Origin of the sequence: Sulfitobacter aquimarinus, from assembly GCF_040149565.1 — a bacterium.
Taxonomy (GTDB): Bacteria; Pseudomonadota; Alphaproteobacteria; order Rhodobacterales; family Rhodobacteraceae; genus Sulfitobacter; species Sulfitobacter aquimarinus.
Genome location: NZ_JBEFLO010000003.1, coordinates 440,726 through 458,156, shown reverse-complemented (window position 1 = coordinate 458,156; position 17,431 = coordinate 440,726). Strand labels below are relative to the sequence as shown.

Sequence of the window (17,431 nt, the reverse complement as noted above, 5' to 3'; positions counted from 1 at the left end):
TGCGCACCACCGCAAAGGGTCTGCGGGTGGTGGGGGCAGGATTGAGTTTATAGGCAAAATAAAGAAGTAAAGGGCGCGCCCTGATGGGGAGGGCGCGCCTGATTTTGTTGGAGTTAGATCTCGTCTGGGAGGACGAGGTTCAGGACAACGGCGGCCAAAGCCGTGGGGGCCACTGCCGAGGTGGCGAGGGTTTTGACCACGCCGGGCAGGTATTGCACTGCTTCGGGCACAAGGTTGAGCCCGAGGCCTGCGGCGAGGGATACCGCGATGATCACCATGTTGCGGCGATTCATGTTGATCTCGGACAGCATGTTGAGGCCTGCCGCCGCGACCATGCCGAACATCACGATCACGCCGCCGCCCAAGACGGGCAATGGCATGGAGGCGATGACCGCACCGATTTTGGGGACGAGGCCGCAGAGGATCAGGACCAGTGCGCCGATGGTGACGACGTGGCGGCTCATGATGCCTGTCATGCCGACGATGCCGACATTCTGGCTGAACGAGGTATTGGGCAGGCCGCCGAACACGCCTGCGACCGCCGTGCCGAGGCCGTCGGCGTAGGTGGCGCCAGCGACTTCTTTGTCTGTGGCTTGACGCCCAGCGCCTGCTTTGGTGGTGGCGGATGCGTCGCCCACTGTCTCGATCGCGGAGACGATGGAAACGAGTGTAACGGCAATGACAGCGCCGAGGTTGAATTGGAAGCCGAAGGGGAGCGGTTTAATCGCGGTGAACCAGCCTGCTTTTGCAACGGCGCCGAAGTTCACCATGCCCAGCGCAAGTGCCAGCAGGTAGCCCGCAATGAGGCCGATGAGGATGGCCGAATTGCTGAGCGCGCCCTTGGTGAAGAACTTGAGCACGAGCGAGACGATCACCACCGTGAGCGCCACGCTCCAGTGCATGAGCGAGCCGAAGCTTTCGGCCTCCATCTGAAAGGTTGCGGCACCGCCTGCGGCGTATTTGATCGCCACGGGGATGAGGTAGAGACCGATGGCGAGGATCACGAGCCCCGTGACCAGTGGCGGAAACAGCCAGCGCAAATGCTGGATCACGGCGCCCAGCAGAAAGTGGATGACGCCCGCGATAATGCAGGCCGTGAGGGCGACACCAAGGCCCATGGTTGCCGCGATACCGGCAAGCACACCAACAAAGGCAAAGCTGGTGCCTTGCATGATCGGCAGGCGCGCCCCGATGGGGCCGATGCCTACGGTCTGGAACAATGTCGCCACACCTGCAAAAAGCATTGCCATCTGGATCAGGTACACTTGCTCGGGTCCACCAAAGGCCAGACCGGCGGCACCTGCCACGATGATCGAGGGGGTCACGTTAGAGGCGAACATCGCCAAAACGTGTTGCAGGCCAAGCGGGATCGCTTGGGCCAGCGGCGGCGTTTCATCTGGATCGGCGTAGATACCGTTTATGTCTGTCATTGGTTAGGTCCCTGAGCTGTATGTCATGCCCCGCTCTGACGGCGGTGCTGGGCCATACTAAGGGATAACCGTTACCGCTTTAGCAAGTGTTACTTCTTCAAGATTGGCAGAATCGCCAATTCTATCGACGACTGCAAACAGACCGGGCAACGACAGCGGTGTGAGCACACCGTGCCACGTGCCGCGGTAAAAGTTCACGGCCTGATGCGGCGCGGTCAGAAATGCGCGGGGCTGGCCCGGTTGGCCACCCGCATCGGCGGCTACGATCACGAGGAAGGGCGCAGGTGTCATGGGGATGAAGGCTTGGGACCCTTCGGGGTGACGCTCCAGCAAATCAAAACTGTAGGGCAGGCTGCGCGGTTCGGCGTTGAAGAGGCTGATGCCTGCGCGGCCGCCCTCGCCGAAATCGAGCGTGGCGCGGTCGTGGTAGCGACCACACAGGCCCGCGTTGATGATCTTGTCGGGCGCGCCTGACGTGTCGATGACATCGCCGAAGGGGGCGAAGGCTGCAGCGGTCAGGGGTTCGGCTTTGATCTGTACGCTCACAGAAGTTGCTCCAGCCGAATGCGGGCGATACGTTCGACCTGTTTGCAGGCGGTGGAGAACTCGGTTTCGGTTTCATTGGCGATGCGGGAATGGAACGCACGCAAGATGCCGTCTTTGTCGTGGTCTTTTACGGCGATGATGAAGGGAAAGCCGTGCTTGGCGACATAGGCGGTGTTCAACTCGGTGAACTGCGCCCGCTCGGCATCGGTGAGCGCATCAAGGCCTGCGCTGGCTTGCTCTGACGTGCTTTCGGGTGTGAGACGCTCTACGGCGGCTAGTTTGCCCGCCAGATCGGGGTGCGCGGTCAGCACGCCCAGACGCTCGGGCTCGGAGGCCGAGCGGAACATACGGCACAGGGCGCTGTGCAGGCCTGCGGCGCTGTCGTGAGCGGGGCCAAGCTCGAGGTCATGGGCGCGCTCGGCGATCCACGCGGAATGCTCGAAGATGCCGCCGAAATGCTCGACGAATTCGGCGCGTTCCATGCGACTGGGGCGAAGACCGCCCGCAGGGTAGGGATGAGCGCTGCGCCAGTGGTCCGCGATATCAATGCGGCGCGGGGTCCAGACGCCCTCGAACCCTTTGATGTAGTCGATAAACCGCGCCAGCGCCTGCACACGGCCCGGACGGCCAATCAGGCGGCAATGCAACCCGATCGACATCATCTTGGCCTGCCCTGCCCCGCCTTCAGCAAACAGCGCGTCGAACGTGTCGCGCAGATAGGCATAGAACTGGTCGCCGGAGTTGAACCCCTGCGGCGTGGCGAACCGCATGTCGTTGCAATCAAGTGTGTAGGGGATAATCAACTGCTGGGTGCCTGCGATGTCGGACCAATAGGGCAGATCATCGTCATAGGTGTCCGAGATGTAATCGAAGGCACCGGTTTGCGCGGCCATACGCACGGTGTTGGCGCTGGTGCGGCCACAGTACCAGCCGCGTGGCGCTTCGCCGGTGACCTCGGTGTGCAGACGGATCGCCTCGGCCATGTCGCGGGCCTCGTCCTCTTCTGCGTGGTCGCGGTAGTCGATCCATTTGAGGCCGTGGCTTGCGATTTCCCAGCCTGCGGCCTGCATCGCCTCGACCTGTTCGGGCGCACGGGCCAATGCGCTGGCCACGCCGTACACGGTGACGGGGATCTGGGATTGGGTGAACAGCCGGTGCAACCGCCAAAACCCTGCGCGTGCGCCATAGTCATAGATGCTTTCCATGTTCCAATGCCGCTGACCGGGCCATGGGGCCGCACCAACGATTTCGGACAGGAATGCTTCGGAGGCCGCATCGCCGTGCAAGATGTTATTCTCGCCGCCTTCTTCGTAGTTGACGACAAATTGCACCGCGATCCGCGCATCATTGGGCCAGTTTGCATCGGGCGGCGTGGCACCGTAGCCGGTGAAATCTCTGGGGTAGCGGTTCATCTTGGTGTCTCCCTTTGCGCGTCAAAACTACCTTGCACAAAGCCGCAGCCACAGCAATTTGCAAAACAGGGCCCCAAATACAGTCAGGCCGGACATTACTGTCCGGCCTGCCGCTCGCCCGAGTGTCACTGAGACATCTTTCTTATTATTTATTTCAGCTAGGTATAACTATCCGCTGGCCTATCTGGATCTGGTCGGGCGAGTGTAGGGTATTGCGGTTTGCGTCCAGAATACGTTTGTATTCATCCGGCTTCCCGTAAAATTGCAGTGCAATATAGGCGAGACTATCGCCAGATTGAATCGTATAAACGCGTGCGCCGTTCACGGCCTGCGTGCGGGCCACAGATGCCGCAAAGACCTTACGCGACATATCACGCGCTGCCTGAATGCTTTCGGCGGTATCATCCTCTAACAGGGACGACTGAACGCGGTTGAAAATCATCGTGGTCACGTCCACACCGCCATCGGGCGTGCGGAGTGCCAGCCCTATGTCGACTTGACCACGCCTTACCGCATCGATCAAAATCGCATCGGCAAAGTTGCTGGTCATCGAGACATTGATGGCGTGAATCTGGACACGTTGCGCACCGCCATCCTCTACCGTGATAACGTCGAACATTCCGGCAAGGACAGCTTCGCGCAGCATTCGCAGCTTTTTGTCATTGAGGACCTGAAAGGCTTCGATCTCTTGCGCTTCCATTTGACTTCGGGCCTCGGTCTGTGCTGCCTGCGTCAGCCCCGCCAGAACGGCCTGCCCCAAGTCCGCCGAATTGGCGGCAGGCGCCACAACAGCGTCCGGCACCTGTGCAACCTGGGTCAGGTCCGGCGTGACGCTGCGGGTGGCGGTTTCCTGATCTGGCCCGGCCATCGGCGATGGCATCGCTGCGGCCGCAGTTGTAGCCGCAGAGAAGGTCGCGGGGGCCGTCGATTGCGCGGTCTGCGCTGCGCCCCGATCGCCAAGCCACACAACTGTGGCCGTGACGCCCAACAGAAACGTCGCCAAGACAACAGACGCCACCGAAAGCGCACCAGAGTGGCGTTGGAAAAAACTCTGGGACGGCGCGCCCATCAGGCCCGTTGCCGCAAACCCGGGCGGTTTGGGTGCAGGCTCCCGAAAGGGGTTCGGCTCTATCGCTGTTTGCCACCCGGCCTCCGTGTCGTTTGCGTCCTGAACCGGCGCTTGCGTGGCTTTCCAATGGGGCGCGGGGGCCTGCTCATCCGGTGTCTTGGCAGCGCCAAAAACATCGGGTAGCGGCTCTGACAGGCCGCCATGGCTGGGGCCGTTTGTATCAAAGCGCAAAGCCGATTTTTTAGGGGGTGCGCTGACGTCCGCCTCGACCTCTTGATAAACTTCGGCTTCTTCATGAACCTCGGCTGTATCAGGCTGCGCAGACGGGTCCAAAGCCGGAGAACTGGATGTATTGAATGAAATTTTGGAAGATGAATTAGCCACAGTAATTATTCCTGAATTGTAAGGCCCAGCACGGCCCACACCTGCATTCCGCCACGATAATAGCGAATTTTTTCGGGTGGATAGCCGGCGGCCAGCAAGTTGGTAATCAACGCTTTTGCATCATGTTGGGTCGGACCACTGTCATAAACGACAAGGCTCTGCGCGTCGGCGAAGTTAAACACATCCTCGAATGCACGCGCCCCAAGCGCCTTGAGGATGTCGTCACGAAATTCACTATCGGGACCAACCGTTTCCGCGGGCAGACTTACGGAGCCTGGAATAAACCCCATCTCGCGGCCCTTCGGCAGTCGCGCATCAACCAACAGACCTTGGTTCTTGCCGACAATCTGCGCCAGAAATTCCAGCACTTCAGGTTCGACCAAAGTCTGCACCCCTGCCGCTGCGGTTGGCCCGCCTATGCAGGCAGTGGCGCAATCGGGCGCGATCGCTGCGAAACGCGCAGCGTAGGTTGCGGATTGTTCAAACCCTGTGCTGATACTCAGCTCTACACCATTAAAAACAAACTCGGCTTGCGCGTCAGTACGATGACTCTCGGCTTGCGCAGACCCCACACTCACTACAAACGCTGCCGCTAACACCGACGGTTTAATGCTCATGTTGTCCCCCACCCTCCTCACACCAGATCTAGTCTTTGATGACAAAAAAGTGATGCTTCAGGATTTCTTCAACAAGATATAGGCCATGACCGAATCAGACGTCAAAGCAAAAAAGCGCCGATAAAGGAATTAACCCTGAATTAATCGACGCCTTTCGGCCTCAGCCCAACCCGTAAGGGAAGTTGACAATAAATTAACCTTTTTACGTGTCTGCAAAGCCATTTTCCCAGCCAATTCTCATTCCCTGCGCAACCTCAAACTGCCACCACCCCGAATTGCCGACCGCAAAAAGAGAAAACGCCAAGTCACTCTGGCACAATGCGCCGCTGGATCGGGTTTGGGTGCCTTGCAACCCCTACCGCCACCGTGCGAGTTTGGCGCAAACGACCTGAAAGGGGCTGCGCCATGGCCATACAAACCTCCACACCCACCGAAATGGGCACAACACAACTCCCCCAAGTGACCGAGCCGCGCAATGCGGGCCTGCCGCTGGACCTGAATTGGGTTTTGGGCGCACAGGCGAATACCTCGGCGATTGAACGGCGGGCCGCGTCCCTGCCTGCCCGCCGGTCGGTAAAGAAAGAGTTTCAGGCCGCGTGGATGCTCAAGGCAGTAACCTGCATCGACCTGACGACCCTGTCGGGGGATGACACAACGCGCCGCGTGCAGCGGTTGTGTGCCAAAGCGCGCCAGCCTGTCGCCGCAAGGACGCTGGATGCGCTGGGCATGACGGGCATCACCACGGGCGCAGTTTGTGTGTATCACGAAATGATCGCACCCGCCGTACAGGCGCTGGCTGGCAGTGGCATCCCCGTCGCGGCAGTATCTACTGGCTTTCCCGCAGGTCTGTCGCCCCTGCCGCTGCGCATCGCCGAGATCGAGCAGAGCGTGGCCGCAGGCGCATCCGAGATCGACATCGTCATCTCGCGCCGTCACGTGCTGGAGGGGAACTGGCAGGCCCTCTACGACGAGATGCGCGCCTTTCGGGCTGCCTGCGGCGAGGCGCATGTAAAAGCGATCCTTGCCACGGGGGAGTTGGGCAGCCTGCGCAATGTCGCCCGTGCCAGCCTTGTGTGCATGATGGCGGGCGCTGACTTTATCAAAACCTCCACTGGCAAAGAAAGCGTGAATGCAACGCTGCCCGTCACCCTGGTAATGATCCGTGCGATCCGCGATTACTATGACCGCACAGGATACCGCGTCGGCTATAAACCTGCGGGCGGCATATCAAAAGCCAAGGACGCGGTGACGTACCTTGCGTTGATCAAGGAAGAGCTGGGCGACCGTTGGCTCCAGCCCGACCTCTTCCGCTTCGGCGCGTCTTCGCTGCTCAACGATATCGAGCGGCAGTTAGAGCATCACGTGTCGGGCCATTACTCCGCCGGCTACCGCCACCCCACTTCCTAAAGCCAAGAGGCACATCCCATGACAGTATCCGACATATTCGCCTCTATGGACTATGGCACAGCCCCCGAATCCGCCGCCGAAGCACTGGCGTGGATCGTGGATCAGGGCGGCCGCTTCGGCCATTTCATTGACGGCAAGATGACCGCACCCGCGCAGGTCTTTGAAAGCCGCAACCCCGCCACGGGCGAGGTCCTCGCCCACCTCAGCCAAGCGACCCAAGCGGACGTGGACGCCGCTGTAAACGCCGCCCGCAAAGCCCAACCCAAATGGGAGGCTGCAGGCGGTGCGGCGCGCGCCCGCGTGCTTTATGCCCTTGCACGACTGCTGCAAAAGCACAGCCGCCTGTTTGCCGTTCTGGAATGTTTGGACAACGGCAAGCCCATCCGCGAAGCGCGTGACATCGACGTGCCACTGGCCCAGCGCCACTTTTACTACCACGCAGGCATGGCCCAACTGATGGAGGCGGAGCTGCCGAACGCCGCAGCCATCGGTGTTTGCGGCCAGATCATCCCGTGGAACTTCCCGCTGCTGATGCTCGCGTGGAAAGTAGCACCCGCGCTGGCCATGGGGAACACCGTGGTCCTGAAGCCTGCCGAATACACCTCCCTCACGGCGCTGCTGTTTGCGCAAATCTGCGGCGAAGCAGGCGTGCCGGCGGGTGTCGTCAATATCGTCACAGGGGACGGAGCCGTGGGCGAAATGATCGTCGCCGCGGATGTGGACAAATTGGCCTTCACAGGCTCCACCGCCGTGGGACAGGCCATCCGCACGCAAACCGCAGGCAGCGGCAAGGCGCTCACGCTAGAGCTGGGCGGCAAATCCCCCTACATCGTCTTTGACGACGCGGACATCGACTCGGCCGTCGAAGGGCTGGTCGACGCGATCTGGTTCAATCAGGGCCAGGTCTGCTGTGCGGGCTCCCGCTTGCTGGTGCAAGAACCCGTCGCCGATGTGTTCTATGCCAAACTACGGGCAAGGATGGACAAGCTGCGCATCGGCTCCCCCTTGGACAAAAGCATCGACGTGGGCGCAATTGTCGCCCCAAAACAGCTGGAGACGATCCGCGCGATGGTCGCGGAGAACACCGCAGGCACCACCCATGTTGCCGCCACCGATCTGCCCACCACGGGCAGCTTCTATCCCCCCACGCTCATCACCGACCTGCATCCCGCAGATACGTTGATGCAAGAAGAAATCTTTGGCCCCGTGCTGGTCGCAACGACCTTCCGCACCCCGGCAGAGGCCGTCAGCATTGCCAACAACACCCGCTATGGCCTCGCCGCGACAGTCTGGAGCGAGAACATCAACCTCGCCCTCGACATCGCCCCCAAGCTGGCCACGGGCATCGTCTGGATCAACGGCACCAACATGATGGACGCCGCCGCAGGCTTTGGCGGTGTAAGGATGAGCGGCTTTGGCCGCGAAGGCGGCTGGGAGGGCCTGAGCGCTTACACCAAGCCCAAAGCCAAAACGAAACCCGTCAAAACAATCCCCCCCCAGCGCGGCAACGGCGCCCCCGAGGACACAATCGACCGCACGGCCAAGCTCTATATCGGCGGCAAACAAGCCCGCCCCGACAGCGGTTACTCGACGCCCGTCTGGGCCGCGAACGGCGCGCTTCTGGGCCATGCGCCAAACGCCAGCCGCAAAGATGTGCGCAACGCGGTCGAGGCCGCGCAGGCAGCACAAGCATGGTCAAAAACCACTGGCCACCTGCGCGCCCAAATCCTGTATTTCGTGGCTGAAAACCTCGCCGCTCGCGGTGATGAATTCGCCGCCCGCCTTGACGGGATGCAAGGCGGCAAATCCGGCGCAAAAGAAGTCGCCGCCGCGGTTGATACCCTGTTCACTTATGCCGCATGGGCCGACAAATACGATGGGCAAGTCCACGGTGTCCCGATCCGTGGCACGGCCCTCGCAATGAAAGAACCTGTCGGCGTGATCGCAGCCCTGTGCTCCGACACCGCCCCGCTCGCGGGGTTGGTCGCGACGATGGCCGCCGCCATTGCCATGGGCAACCGCGTGATCCTTGCCGCGTCACAGCCCTTTCCGTTGGCCGCTACAGACTTCATGCAGATACTTGAAACGTCCGACATCCCCGCAGGCGTGGTCAACATCCTGACAGGCCCCCACAGCGACCTCGCCGCCACAATGGCAGGCCATATGGACATCGACGCGGTGTGGAGCTTTAGCGACCCTGCCCTCGACACAGAGATCGAGCGCGCATCGGCCACAAACCTCAAACGCACGTGGGTTCAAAACGGCCAAGCCCACGACTGGTTGCAGCCCGACACCAAATCCTTCCTGCGGCAATCCACAGAAGTCAAAAATATCTGGGTCCCTTACGGAGAGTAGCCCCAGGCTTCATTTTGCCTTTAAACTCACTTCTATGCCCCCTTTAGGGGGGCATAGACAGCAACAGATCACTCGGACACAACGCCGACAGGTTTGCCCACAACAACGAAATGCAACCCGTCAGGGTCCATCAGTTCCCCCGCCACACGGCGCACATCGTCCAAGGTTACCTTCTCAACCCGCTCATTGCGCGTTTTGACATAGTCGATGTCCAGATTGATCAGCTGCATCCCGACCAGAATACCCGCAATCGTCCCGTTCCCGTCAAACCGCAGCGGATAGGCGCCCGTCAGATAGGTCTTGGCGTCCTGCAATTCCTGCGCTGTAATCCCTTCGGAGGCCGCACGCCGCCATTCGTCTCTAATCACCGAAATCGCCTCTCCGATCCGGTCGTTGCCAGAGCTGACCTGCCCCATAAAGGCATTCGCAAGATCGCGGGAGGCGAGGTAAGAATAGACACCATAGGTCAGCCCGCGCTTTTCACGGACCTCCTGCATCAAACGGCTCTCGAACGAGCCTCCGCCCAATACCTGATTCAGCAAAACGGCTGCGAAATAGTCAGGGTCATCCAACGCAATGCCGCGCTGGCCAAACAGGGCTACCGATTGCGGCGTCTCGAAATCGACAACGGTGGTGCCGCCTTCGATCATCGGCTCGACTTTCGGAGGCATCATCGGGCCTGACTCTGGCAGATCGCTCAGCAGCACGTCCAGCAACTCCCCCAACTGTTCTGGCGTGATGTCGCCCACCGCCCCAACCAACACGCGGTCGCGGACCAGCACATTTTTATGCGCCTCCAGCAAATCATCACGCGTCAGCGCGGCGACGCTTTCGGGGGTGCCTTCCTCAGCGGTGCCGTACGGGTGGTCGCCGTATGCCATCGCGGCAAAGGTTTTGGAGGCGATTTCATTGGGGTCTTTGGCAGCAAACGACAACCCAGACAGCACTTGTGCGCGGACCCGTTCAATGTCGGCCTCGTCAAAACGCGGCGCCTGAATCGCGTCACGCAGTAAGGCGACAGAAGCATCGAAATTCTCGGTCAAAAAGCGGGCCGAGATCGACATCTCTTGCGCGTTCGCATCAAAGCTAAAGCTGGTTGCCAAAGCCTCGGTTGCGCGGGCAAAGCCGCGTGCCCCCAGATCGCCGGAACCTTCCTCCAGCAATCCAGTCATCAGATTGACCGCGCCGCGCTTGTCCACGGCATCCAGCGAGGTGCCGCCGCGAAAGGCGATCTCCAAGGCGACAAACGGCAGCGAATGCTCTTCCACCAACCACGCGGTGATGCCACCATCGGAGGTCACGGATTGAATATCCACTTCCGCGCGGGCAGGCAGGGCTGCGGCGGCACCAAGGAACAGGGCGGTTGCAAAACGGATCATTGGGTTTCTCCCTCTGGGCGCATGAGCCAGCCGGTGACCGACGCCTCGCGGCGCAGCAATGTAGCGGCTTGCATAATGTCTTCGGCGGTGACGGCATCCAACACATCGGGCCAGGCCTGCACGTCTTCGATGGTCAGCCCCGAGGTCAGCGCACGGCCATACCGGTTGGCAATCGCGTCCACGTTGTCCTGCGCATAAATCTCGGAGGCGCGGATCTGGAACTTGATCCTCTCCAACTGCTCGGCGTCGACACCGGCTTCAAGGAAATCAGCAATGGCTTGGTCCAGCGCCGCCTCGCCGTCCTGAAGGGTGATGCCATCGGAGGGCACGACGATCATGCGGAAGGTGCTGTCATCCAGCGACACGCCCGAATACCACGCCGCCGTATAAGTCGCGGTTTGCGTGTCGAATTGCAGCTTCTCGGCCAGATAGGACGTTGTCCCCCCGCCCAGAATCTCGGCCAGAATGGTCAGGGCGGCGGCAGTTTCCTGCGCGCCGCTGTCGCGTTCAGGCACCAGATAGCTGCGCGACACATAAGGCTGTGCCACCCGCGCATCGCGGAAAATCACGCGGCGTTCGGCGTTGTGGCGCGGCTCTTCTGTGCGCAAACGCTCGGGCAGGTCGGGGTTGCGCGGGATCGGGCCATAGTGTTTCTCGGCCAGAGTGCGCACCTCGTCGGGCGTCACATCACCCGACACAACAAGGATCGCATTGTTGGGCGAATAATATAGCTCGTAAAAGCTCAGCGCGTCCTCAAGGTCCAGCTCCTCCATCTCGTGCATCCAGCCAATGATGGGCACACCGTAGCGATGGTTGAGGTATTGGGCCGCGTTGATCTGCTCGCCAAACAAAGCCTGGGGGTTGTTCTCGGTGCGCTGGTTGCGTTCTTCGATGATGACGTCACGCTCGGTCGCGATGTTTTCGGGGGTCAGGCGGATGTTCTTCATCCTGTCCGCCTCCATCGTCATCATCAGCTCCAGACGGTCCGCGGCGATGCGCTGAAAATAGGCGGTGTAGTCATAGCTGGTAAAGGCATTGTCGCGCCCGCCGTTGGCTGCAACCGTGGCCGACAGCTCACCCGCCTCCAGCTTGTCGGTCGCTTTGAACAACAGATGCTCAAGGAAGTGCGCCACGCCGGACGATCCCTTCGGTTCATCCGCTGACCCTGCGCGGTACCACAGCATATGTTGCACGACGGGGGCGCGGTGGTCTTCGACGACGACAACCTGCATGCCATTATCAAGCATGAAGTCGGTCACTTTTCCGCTTGTTTCGGCCGTGGCGATGGCGGGCATCAGCACGGCGGCCGCAATCAGGGATTTGGCGTATCGCAGCATAAGGCGGGTCCTTTTCATTGGATCAACAGCGGGACGTTCCCCACAATAGGTACGCCACCCGCGCAAAGGTTCAACCCACGCGGCGCTTTATCACAGACTTGTAATATCGGTTCAGTTCGAAGGCGGCGCGGAGGGCGTGCGCGCACCTGCACGGCGCCAACGGGCTTGCTCTGCGTCGGCATCCAGCGCCTGTCGGCGGTAGGCCTGATTGTAGCGATCCACAGGCACAATCCGGTACTGGGTGAACCGCGCCTTGCGGCGGCGGAAGTCGGCATCGGTCTGCGCCAAATCATCACGGATGCCCGCGACCACGCCCAATCGGCTTGTGTGACGCACCAACGCCCCGTCGCGTGCAGGCACGGCGGCGTTTGGATCACCCTTGCGTCCCCCGAATGCTTGCACCCCTTCGGCCAAGGCCGAGCGATCAGCGCGGTTTACGCCATTCGGTGTCGGGGCAGGCAAATCGGTGAAATTGGCAGGCTCTGCCAAGGCCTCAACAGGTTTGATGCTAAAGTCATCGGGCCCGGCCGAGTCGCTTTGTAGATCGCGCAGCCCCACGTTCGCACAACCTGCCATCAGCAGGGGCAAAACAATCATCAAAGCAAGTTTACGCATCAAGGCCTCCAGACCAGTCCTAGCCCTCAATATCGCAGGCTGGGGCGCATTGTCACCCAGCTTTTTCAGGCACGCCCGCTACGTGAGCCACTGCGGCCGCGCTTCGGCGGCTTTGCTCCTGAATCATCTGTGAAGATAACCAGACCAATCGCGCCTGCAAAGATAAAGACATCGGCAATATTGAACACAAACGGATTATTGATCCCGCAACAAGACATGTTCAGGAAATCAAGCACATAGCCATAGATCAGGCGATCCACCACATTGGCCAGCGCGCCCCCGACCAACAGGCCCGTGCTGATCTGCGCCCAGACCGAATGCACGTTTTTGCGCGCCCACCAAAGCACCGCGATACAGATCACGGCTGCCAGCCCGATTAGAATCCAACGGCTTGCCTCGGACCCGTCACCAAACAGGCCAAAGTTGATGCCGCGGTTTTCGCCATAGCGAAAGTTGATCAGGGGCGGCAGCACGTCGATGCTGCGGATGCGGGCAAGCTCCATCATGTGGATCACCACATATTTGCTGATCTGGTCGATCGCAAAAGCCACAAAGCCTGCCCAAAAGATCATCCGCATCGAGGCTGGCTCCTATTAGTGCCGGAAGTGGCGCATGCCGGTAAAGACCATCGCCAGACCGGCCTCGTCTGCTGCCGCGATCACTTCGTCGTCGCGCATCGAGCCGCCGGGCTGGATCAGCGCGGTGGCCCCCGCCTCGGCAGCAGTGACCAGACCGTCGGCAAAGGGGAAAAACGCATCGGACGCCACAACCGACCCTTGGGTCAGCGGCGCGGGCAGGCCCATTGCCTCGGCCATATCCACCGCTTTGCGGGCCGCGATGCGTGTGCTGTCAACGCGGCTCATTTGACCTGCGCCCACGCCGACGGTTGCACCGTCTTTGACGTAGATGATCGCGTTGGATTTAACGTGTTTCGCCACGGTCCATGCAAACAGCATATCGCTCAGCTCTTGATCGGTTGGCTGGCGTTTGGTCACGACCTTCAGGTCGTCCATGCTGATCCGCCCTACATCGCGGTCCTGTACCAGCCAGCCGCCAGACACCTGACGCGGGGCAAGCCGTGCGGCAGTCGGGTCAGCCAAGCCGCCCGTGGTGAGCAAGCGCAGGTTTTTCTTTTTCTCGAAGATCGCAATCGCATCGGCATCCGCGTTGGGCGCAATCACAACTTCGGTGAAGATGCCCGTGATCGCCTCGGCAGTCGCAGCGTCCAGCGTCTGGTTCAGCGCGATGATCCCGCCGAATGCTGATGTGCGGTCACAGTCAAACGCGCGAGCGTAGGCCTCGGCCATGGTCGCCCCTGTGGCCACACCACACGGGTTGGCGTGTTTGATGATCGCGACGGCGGGGCCGTTTGCGGGGTCGAACTCGGACACCAGCTCAAACGCGGCATCGGTGTCGTTGATGTTGTTATAGGACAGCTCTTTGCCCTGATGCTGTTTGGCCGTGGCCACACCTGCGCGGCTGCTGCCATCGGTGTAGAAGGCCGCGTTCTGGTGCGGGTTCTCACCATAGCGCAGCGTCTGCGTCAGCGTACCGCCAAAGGTGCGGCGGCGCGGTGTGCCGCCCACAGCATCGGCCATCCACGTGCTAACAGCCGTGTCATAGGCCGCCGTGCGGGCATAGGCCGTCTGGGCCAGACGCTGACGCATTGCATATGTCGTCTGGCCCTCGTTGGCCTGCAACTCTGCGATATAGGGCGCGTAGTCTTCCACATCGACGATCACGCTGACAAAACCGTGGTTCTTCGCGGCAGAGCGGATCATGGCAGGGCCGCCAATGTCGATATTCTCGATCACCTCGGCGTATTCCGCGCCTTTGGCCACGGTTTCTTCAAACGGATAGAGGTTCACAACCACCAGATCGATACCACCGATCCCGTGTTCTTCCATCGAGGCGACGTGGCCTTCGTTATCGCGCAGCGCCAGCAGGCCGCCATGCACCACAGGGTGCAGCGTCTTGACGCGGCCATCCATCATCTCGGGAAAGCCCGTCACCTCGGCCACGTCTTTCACATCCAACCCCGCCTCGCGCAGCGCCTTTGCGGTCCCACCGGTCGAGAGTAGCTCAACACCCGCAGCGGCGAGAGCTTGGCCAAATTCAACAAGTCCGGTTTTGTCGGACACAGAAAGTAGGGCGCGTTTAACGGGGGCGAGATCAGCCATGGCAGGGCTCCTTGTGCTTAGTCATCCTCAAGGAACGGATCATCCCGTTCCAGATCACGCACGCCAATCGCAGTTTCCTGCGCTTTGGACAAGGACCAGCGTACCCGACTGGCGGGATTTATCGCACGTCCGGTCAAAACAATCTGCTGTGATGCACGCGGTTTCAGCCGTGTCGTCTCAAGATAGGCGCCGGCCTCCAGGGTCAGTTCGGTGGTGCCGTCATGGCGAAACACCCAGATTTCGCCGGATTTGAGCGCCATTGAAACGGCCGCGCCCCCCAGATCGAGTGTCGCGTCGACCTCGGGGTGCAGGTGAAAGCGGATTTCAAAGCGGATGCCCTTCAGCTTGGTGCGGTCCAATGCGCGGTCAAAGCGGCGCTTTTCAGCGTCCTCCATCGCCAGCAGCATGTCTTCGCCCGCGACAGCGCGGCCGTCGTGGGTCAGCTCAAGCGTGCGGGCATGGGTCAGGCCGTGGGTCAGGACATAGCCGTCGTGCCCGCCCTGAAACTTCATACCGTCACTGACGGGCGCAATCTCGACCGGCACATGGGTCGGGCCGTCAATCAGCGCCTCGATGCCTGTGCGGCGGTCTGCCCCGTCCAGACGCGCACTGGAGTATCCCCCAAGGCTTAGCGCGGAATGCGACGGCGTGGCACGCCCCGCGCGCCGCCAGTCCAGCCCGAAAGACGCGCCGGAGCCGCAGTTCACGATCAGCGGACGCCGCCCCGAGGTCAGCTCGAACGCGAGGGTCGAGGCATGGGCATTGGCCGACGCCGCCCCGCCCGGAGGAGGACTTGCGTCAATAATTACACTGGTGCGCCCCGCCGACAAACGGGCATAGCCCATCGACAACCCGTCAGGCTGCATACTGCGCACTCCCGAGGAGGCAAGTGCATGGTCCAGCCAACCTTCGGCCCCGCGCCCGCCGCCATGGAACCGCGCAAGCCCACCATCGGAATGGCGCAGGGTGCGCAAGGTGGGGGCGATCCGCTCAATCGCGGCCAGATGCGGTTGCGGCGTGCCGCGCCCTGCGTCCGACAGGGCCGCGGCGGCCCAAGTGAGCAAGGTGAAGACGTCCAGTAGTTCTTCGGGGTTGCGGGTGGGCAGCCCGCCTTGATCATCAATTTGTGCTTCGCATTCACGGGCCAGCGCCTTGATCGCGGGATCGGCCAGCGCCTCCAACCCTTCCAACGACAGCCCTGCATAGATCAGGCCCGTCAGCGCCTCGAACCGCGCCAATCCCGGTGCGGCAGCGTGCCAGCGTTTAGACAGGAAATTCGTCTGCTGCATGAGCGAGCGGTAGAAGACCTCGCTGTCGGGGGCGTTGTCGCCGCCCGCTTGCAACATAAATAGCGCGTGGTTGATCCAGCGGATCAGCCGCCGACCCGTCAGGTCAGGCGTCCACCCGGGGCCGCGCCCCGCGCCATAGGCATCGATCCAGTCCCACAGCCACCGCTGCGCCGCCTTGCGCGAGGCCATATCGCCCACCGCCGCCAGATCGTCGAGCCACGCAAACCCGTGCAAGCTTTCTGCAAAGGCGCTGTCGGGGGCTTCAATCTGCCACGGCGTTTGGTCGGGGGCGGTGATCAGGCTGCCCGCAAACAGAAAGTTCCCCGCCGCCAGTTGGCGACCGCGGGCAAAGGACCCGATCGTGCGCGGCTCGGGCGAGGAGACAAATCCACGCGCCTGTCCGCGCCCGCGTGTCGCAAGACGGGCGTGCATACGGTTTAAAAAGCGCGTACTTTGCGCGCGCAACTGTGGAAACTTATTCATGTGCTCTGCCTTACACGCTCTGCTGGCGTTTCGGATATGTTAACGCAGCAGGCAGGCGAAGTCACCGACTTTTGAAGCCAGCCTAGCGCAAAGCGCATCACTGCTGACAGGTTTTGCGCGATTTGGGGGGGGCTTGCCCCGTGATCCGGCGCGGTGCAGATTTGCGAGATGACCGCATCGATGATCATGTACGCCCGCCCCGAGCTGGATTCCGCGCACGCGCAGCTATGGTCGTGCTTGCACGCAAGGCTGACCGCCCAAGGCATAAAAGCACCCAAAAATCTGCGCCAGGCGGGATCAGAGGTTGAACTATGGGAAGATCCCGAGCTAGTGTTCAGCCAGACCTGCGGGATGCCCTACCGCACGCGGCTGCACGGCAAGGTGCGCCTGATCGCAACGCCTGACTACGGGCTGGAGGGATGCCCGAACGGCTATTACCGCTCTGCCATTATTATACACGCCGATGACGCCCGTAGGACACTGGACCAGTTCGCCTTGGCGCGGTTGGCTTATAATATGGCGCATTCACAATCAGGTTTCGCGTCGATCTATGCCCATGTTGCGCCTTTCGGCTTTTGGTTTCCCACCCGCGTTGAAAGCGGCGGGCATTTGAATTCGGCCCGTATGGTGGCGGACGGGCTGGCCGACATTGCCGCCATTGATGCACAGACCTGGCGGCTGATCCAAAGGTTCGAGGCCTTTACCGATCAACTGCGCGTGCTGGCGTGGACAGAGCCAACGCCCGCTTTGCCTTTCATCACAGGGGCGGCACAGGACGCCGCAACCGTGCGGGCCTGTTTGCGGCTGGCGCTGGACGATATGCCATCGGCCGACTTGGCCACGCTCGACATCAAGGGGGTCGTCGAGATACCGCACCGCGATTACATGGCAGTGCCGACCCCGCCGCCCGAGGCGTGGGGCTAGCTTC

General features: G+C 61.3%; 14 protein-coding genes. 3 read left to right on the top strand and 11 right to left on the bottom strand.

The features are described 5' to 3' along the window. Nucleotides 1-113: 113 nt before the first annotated feature. From ABMC88_RS09260 to ABMC88_RS09240, 5 genes are all read right to left on the bottom strand, one after another. On the bottom strand, nt 114-1,430 hold the full coding sequence (locus ABMC88_RS09260) for a uracil-xanthine permease family protein (RefSeq protein ID WP_349576578.1): 1,317 nt from the start codon (nt 1,428-1,430) through the stop codon (nt 114-116). Between the two features lie 57 nt (nt 1,431-1,487). Further along, entirely contained in the window at nt 1,488-1,976 is a 489-nt protein-coding gene (locus ABMC88_RS09255; protein ID WP_349576577.1) for an ureidoglycolate lyase, read from the bottom strand. Next, a complete protein-coding gene (puuE, locus tag ABMC88_RS09250; RefSeq protein ID WP_349576576.1) occupies nt 1,973-3,388 on the bottom strand; it encodes an allantoinase PuuE in 1,416 nt (471 codons plus the stop codon). The genes ABMC88_RS09255 and puuE overlap by 4 nt, the downstream gene beginning before the upstream one ends. 154 nt (nt 3,389-3,542) lie before the next feature. After that, on the bottom strand, nt 3,543-4,841 hold the full coding sequence (locus tag ABMC88_RS09245) for a LysM peptidoglycan-binding domain-containing protein (protein ID WP_349576575.1): 1,299 nt from the start codon (nt 4,839-4,841) through the stop codon (nt 3,543-3,545). A 5-nt stretch (nt 4,842-4,846) separates the two neighbouring features. Then, on the bottom strand, nt 4,847-5,470 hold the full coding sequence (locus tag ABMC88_RS09240) for a rhodanese-like domain-containing protein (RefSeq protein WP_349576574.1): 624 nt from the start codon (nt 5,468-5,470) through the stop codon (nt 4,847-4,849). Between the two features lie 393 nt (nt 5,471-5,863). Here ABMC88_RS09240 and deoC point away from each other — a divergent pair, with 393 nt between their 5' ends. Both deoC and ABMC88_RS09230 read left to right on the top strand, forming a co-directional pair. Then, nucleotides 5,864-6,865 (top strand): deoxyribose-phosphate aldolase, encoded by a 1,002-nt coding sequence (gene deoC / locus ABMC88_RS09235; RefSeq protein ID WP_349576573.1) that lies wholly within the window; start codon nt 5,864-5,866, stop codon nt 6,863-6,865. An 18-nt stretch (nt 6,866-6,883) separates the two neighbouring features. Beyond that, nucleotides 6,884-9,220 (top strand): aldehyde dehydrogenase family protein, encoded by a 2,337-nt coding sequence (locus ABMC88_RS09230; RefSeq protein WP_349576572.1) that lies wholly within the window; start codon nt 6,884-6,886, stop codon nt 9,218-9,220. 68 nt (nt 9,221-9,288) lie between these two features. On the opposite strand, the gene ABMC88_RS09225 is transcribed toward ABMC88_RS09230, so the two are convergent. The 6 genes from ABMC88_RS09225 to ABMC88_RS09200 all read right to left on the bottom strand — a co-directional run bounded on the left by ABMC88_RS09225 (nt 9,289) and on the right by ABMC88_RS09200 (nt 16,503). After that, nucleotides 9,289-10,599: a M16 family metallopeptidase gene (locus ABMC88_RS09225; RefSeq protein WP_349576571.1), complete on the bottom strand. Its 1,311-nt coding sequence runs from the start codon at nt 10,597-10,599 to the stop codon at nt 9,289-9,291. Then, on the bottom strand, nt 10,596-11,894 hold the full coding sequence (locus ABMC88_RS09220) for a M16 family metallopeptidase (protein ID WP_349576631.1): 1,299 nt from the start codon (nt 11,892-11,894) through the stop codon (nt 10,596-10,598). Before ABMC88_RS09220 ends, ABMC88_RS09225 begins: the two co-directional genes overlap by 4 nt. Nucleotides 11,895-12,047: 153 nt before the next feature. Further along, nucleotides 12,048-12,551 (bottom strand): DUF3035 domain-containing protein, encoded by a 504-nt coding sequence (locus tag ABMC88_RS09215; RefSeq protein ID WP_349576570.1) that lies wholly within the window; start codon nt 12,549-12,551, stop codon nt 12,048-12,050. A gap of 65 nt (nt 12,552-12,616) precedes the next feature. After that, nucleotides 12,617-13,129, bottom strand: a complete 513-nt coding sequence (gene lspA, locus ABMC88_RS09210; protein WP_349576569.1) for a signal peptidase II — start codon at nt 13,127-13,129, stop codon at nt 12,617-12,619. A 15-nt stretch (nt 13,130-13,144) separates the two neighbouring features. After that, on the bottom strand, nt 13,145-14,731 hold the full coding sequence (purH, locus tag ABMC88_RS09205; protein ID WP_349576568.1) for a bifunctional phosphoribosylaminoimidazolecarboxamide formyltransferase/IMP cyclohydrolase: 1,587 nt from the start codon (nt 14,729-14,731) through the stop codon (nt 13,145-13,147). A gap of 17 nt (nt 14,732-14,748) precedes the next feature. Beyond that, entirely contained in the window at nt 14,749-16,503 is a 1,755-nt protein-coding gene (locus tag ABMC88_RS09200; protein ID WP_349576567.1) for a heparinase II/III family protein, read from the bottom strand. A 168-nt stretch (nt 16,504-16,671) separates the two neighbouring features. Between ABMC88_RS09200 and ABMC88_RS09195 the strand changes: the two genes are divergently transcribed. Continuing rightward, complete coding sequence (locus ABMC88_RS09195; RefSeq protein ID WP_349576566.1) at nt 16,672-17,427, top strand: phosphate/phosphite/phosphonate ABC transporter substrate-binding protein; 756 nt, start codon at nt 16,672-16,674, stop codon at nt 17,425-17,427. Nucleotides 17,428-17,431 lie beyond the last annotated feature (4 nt).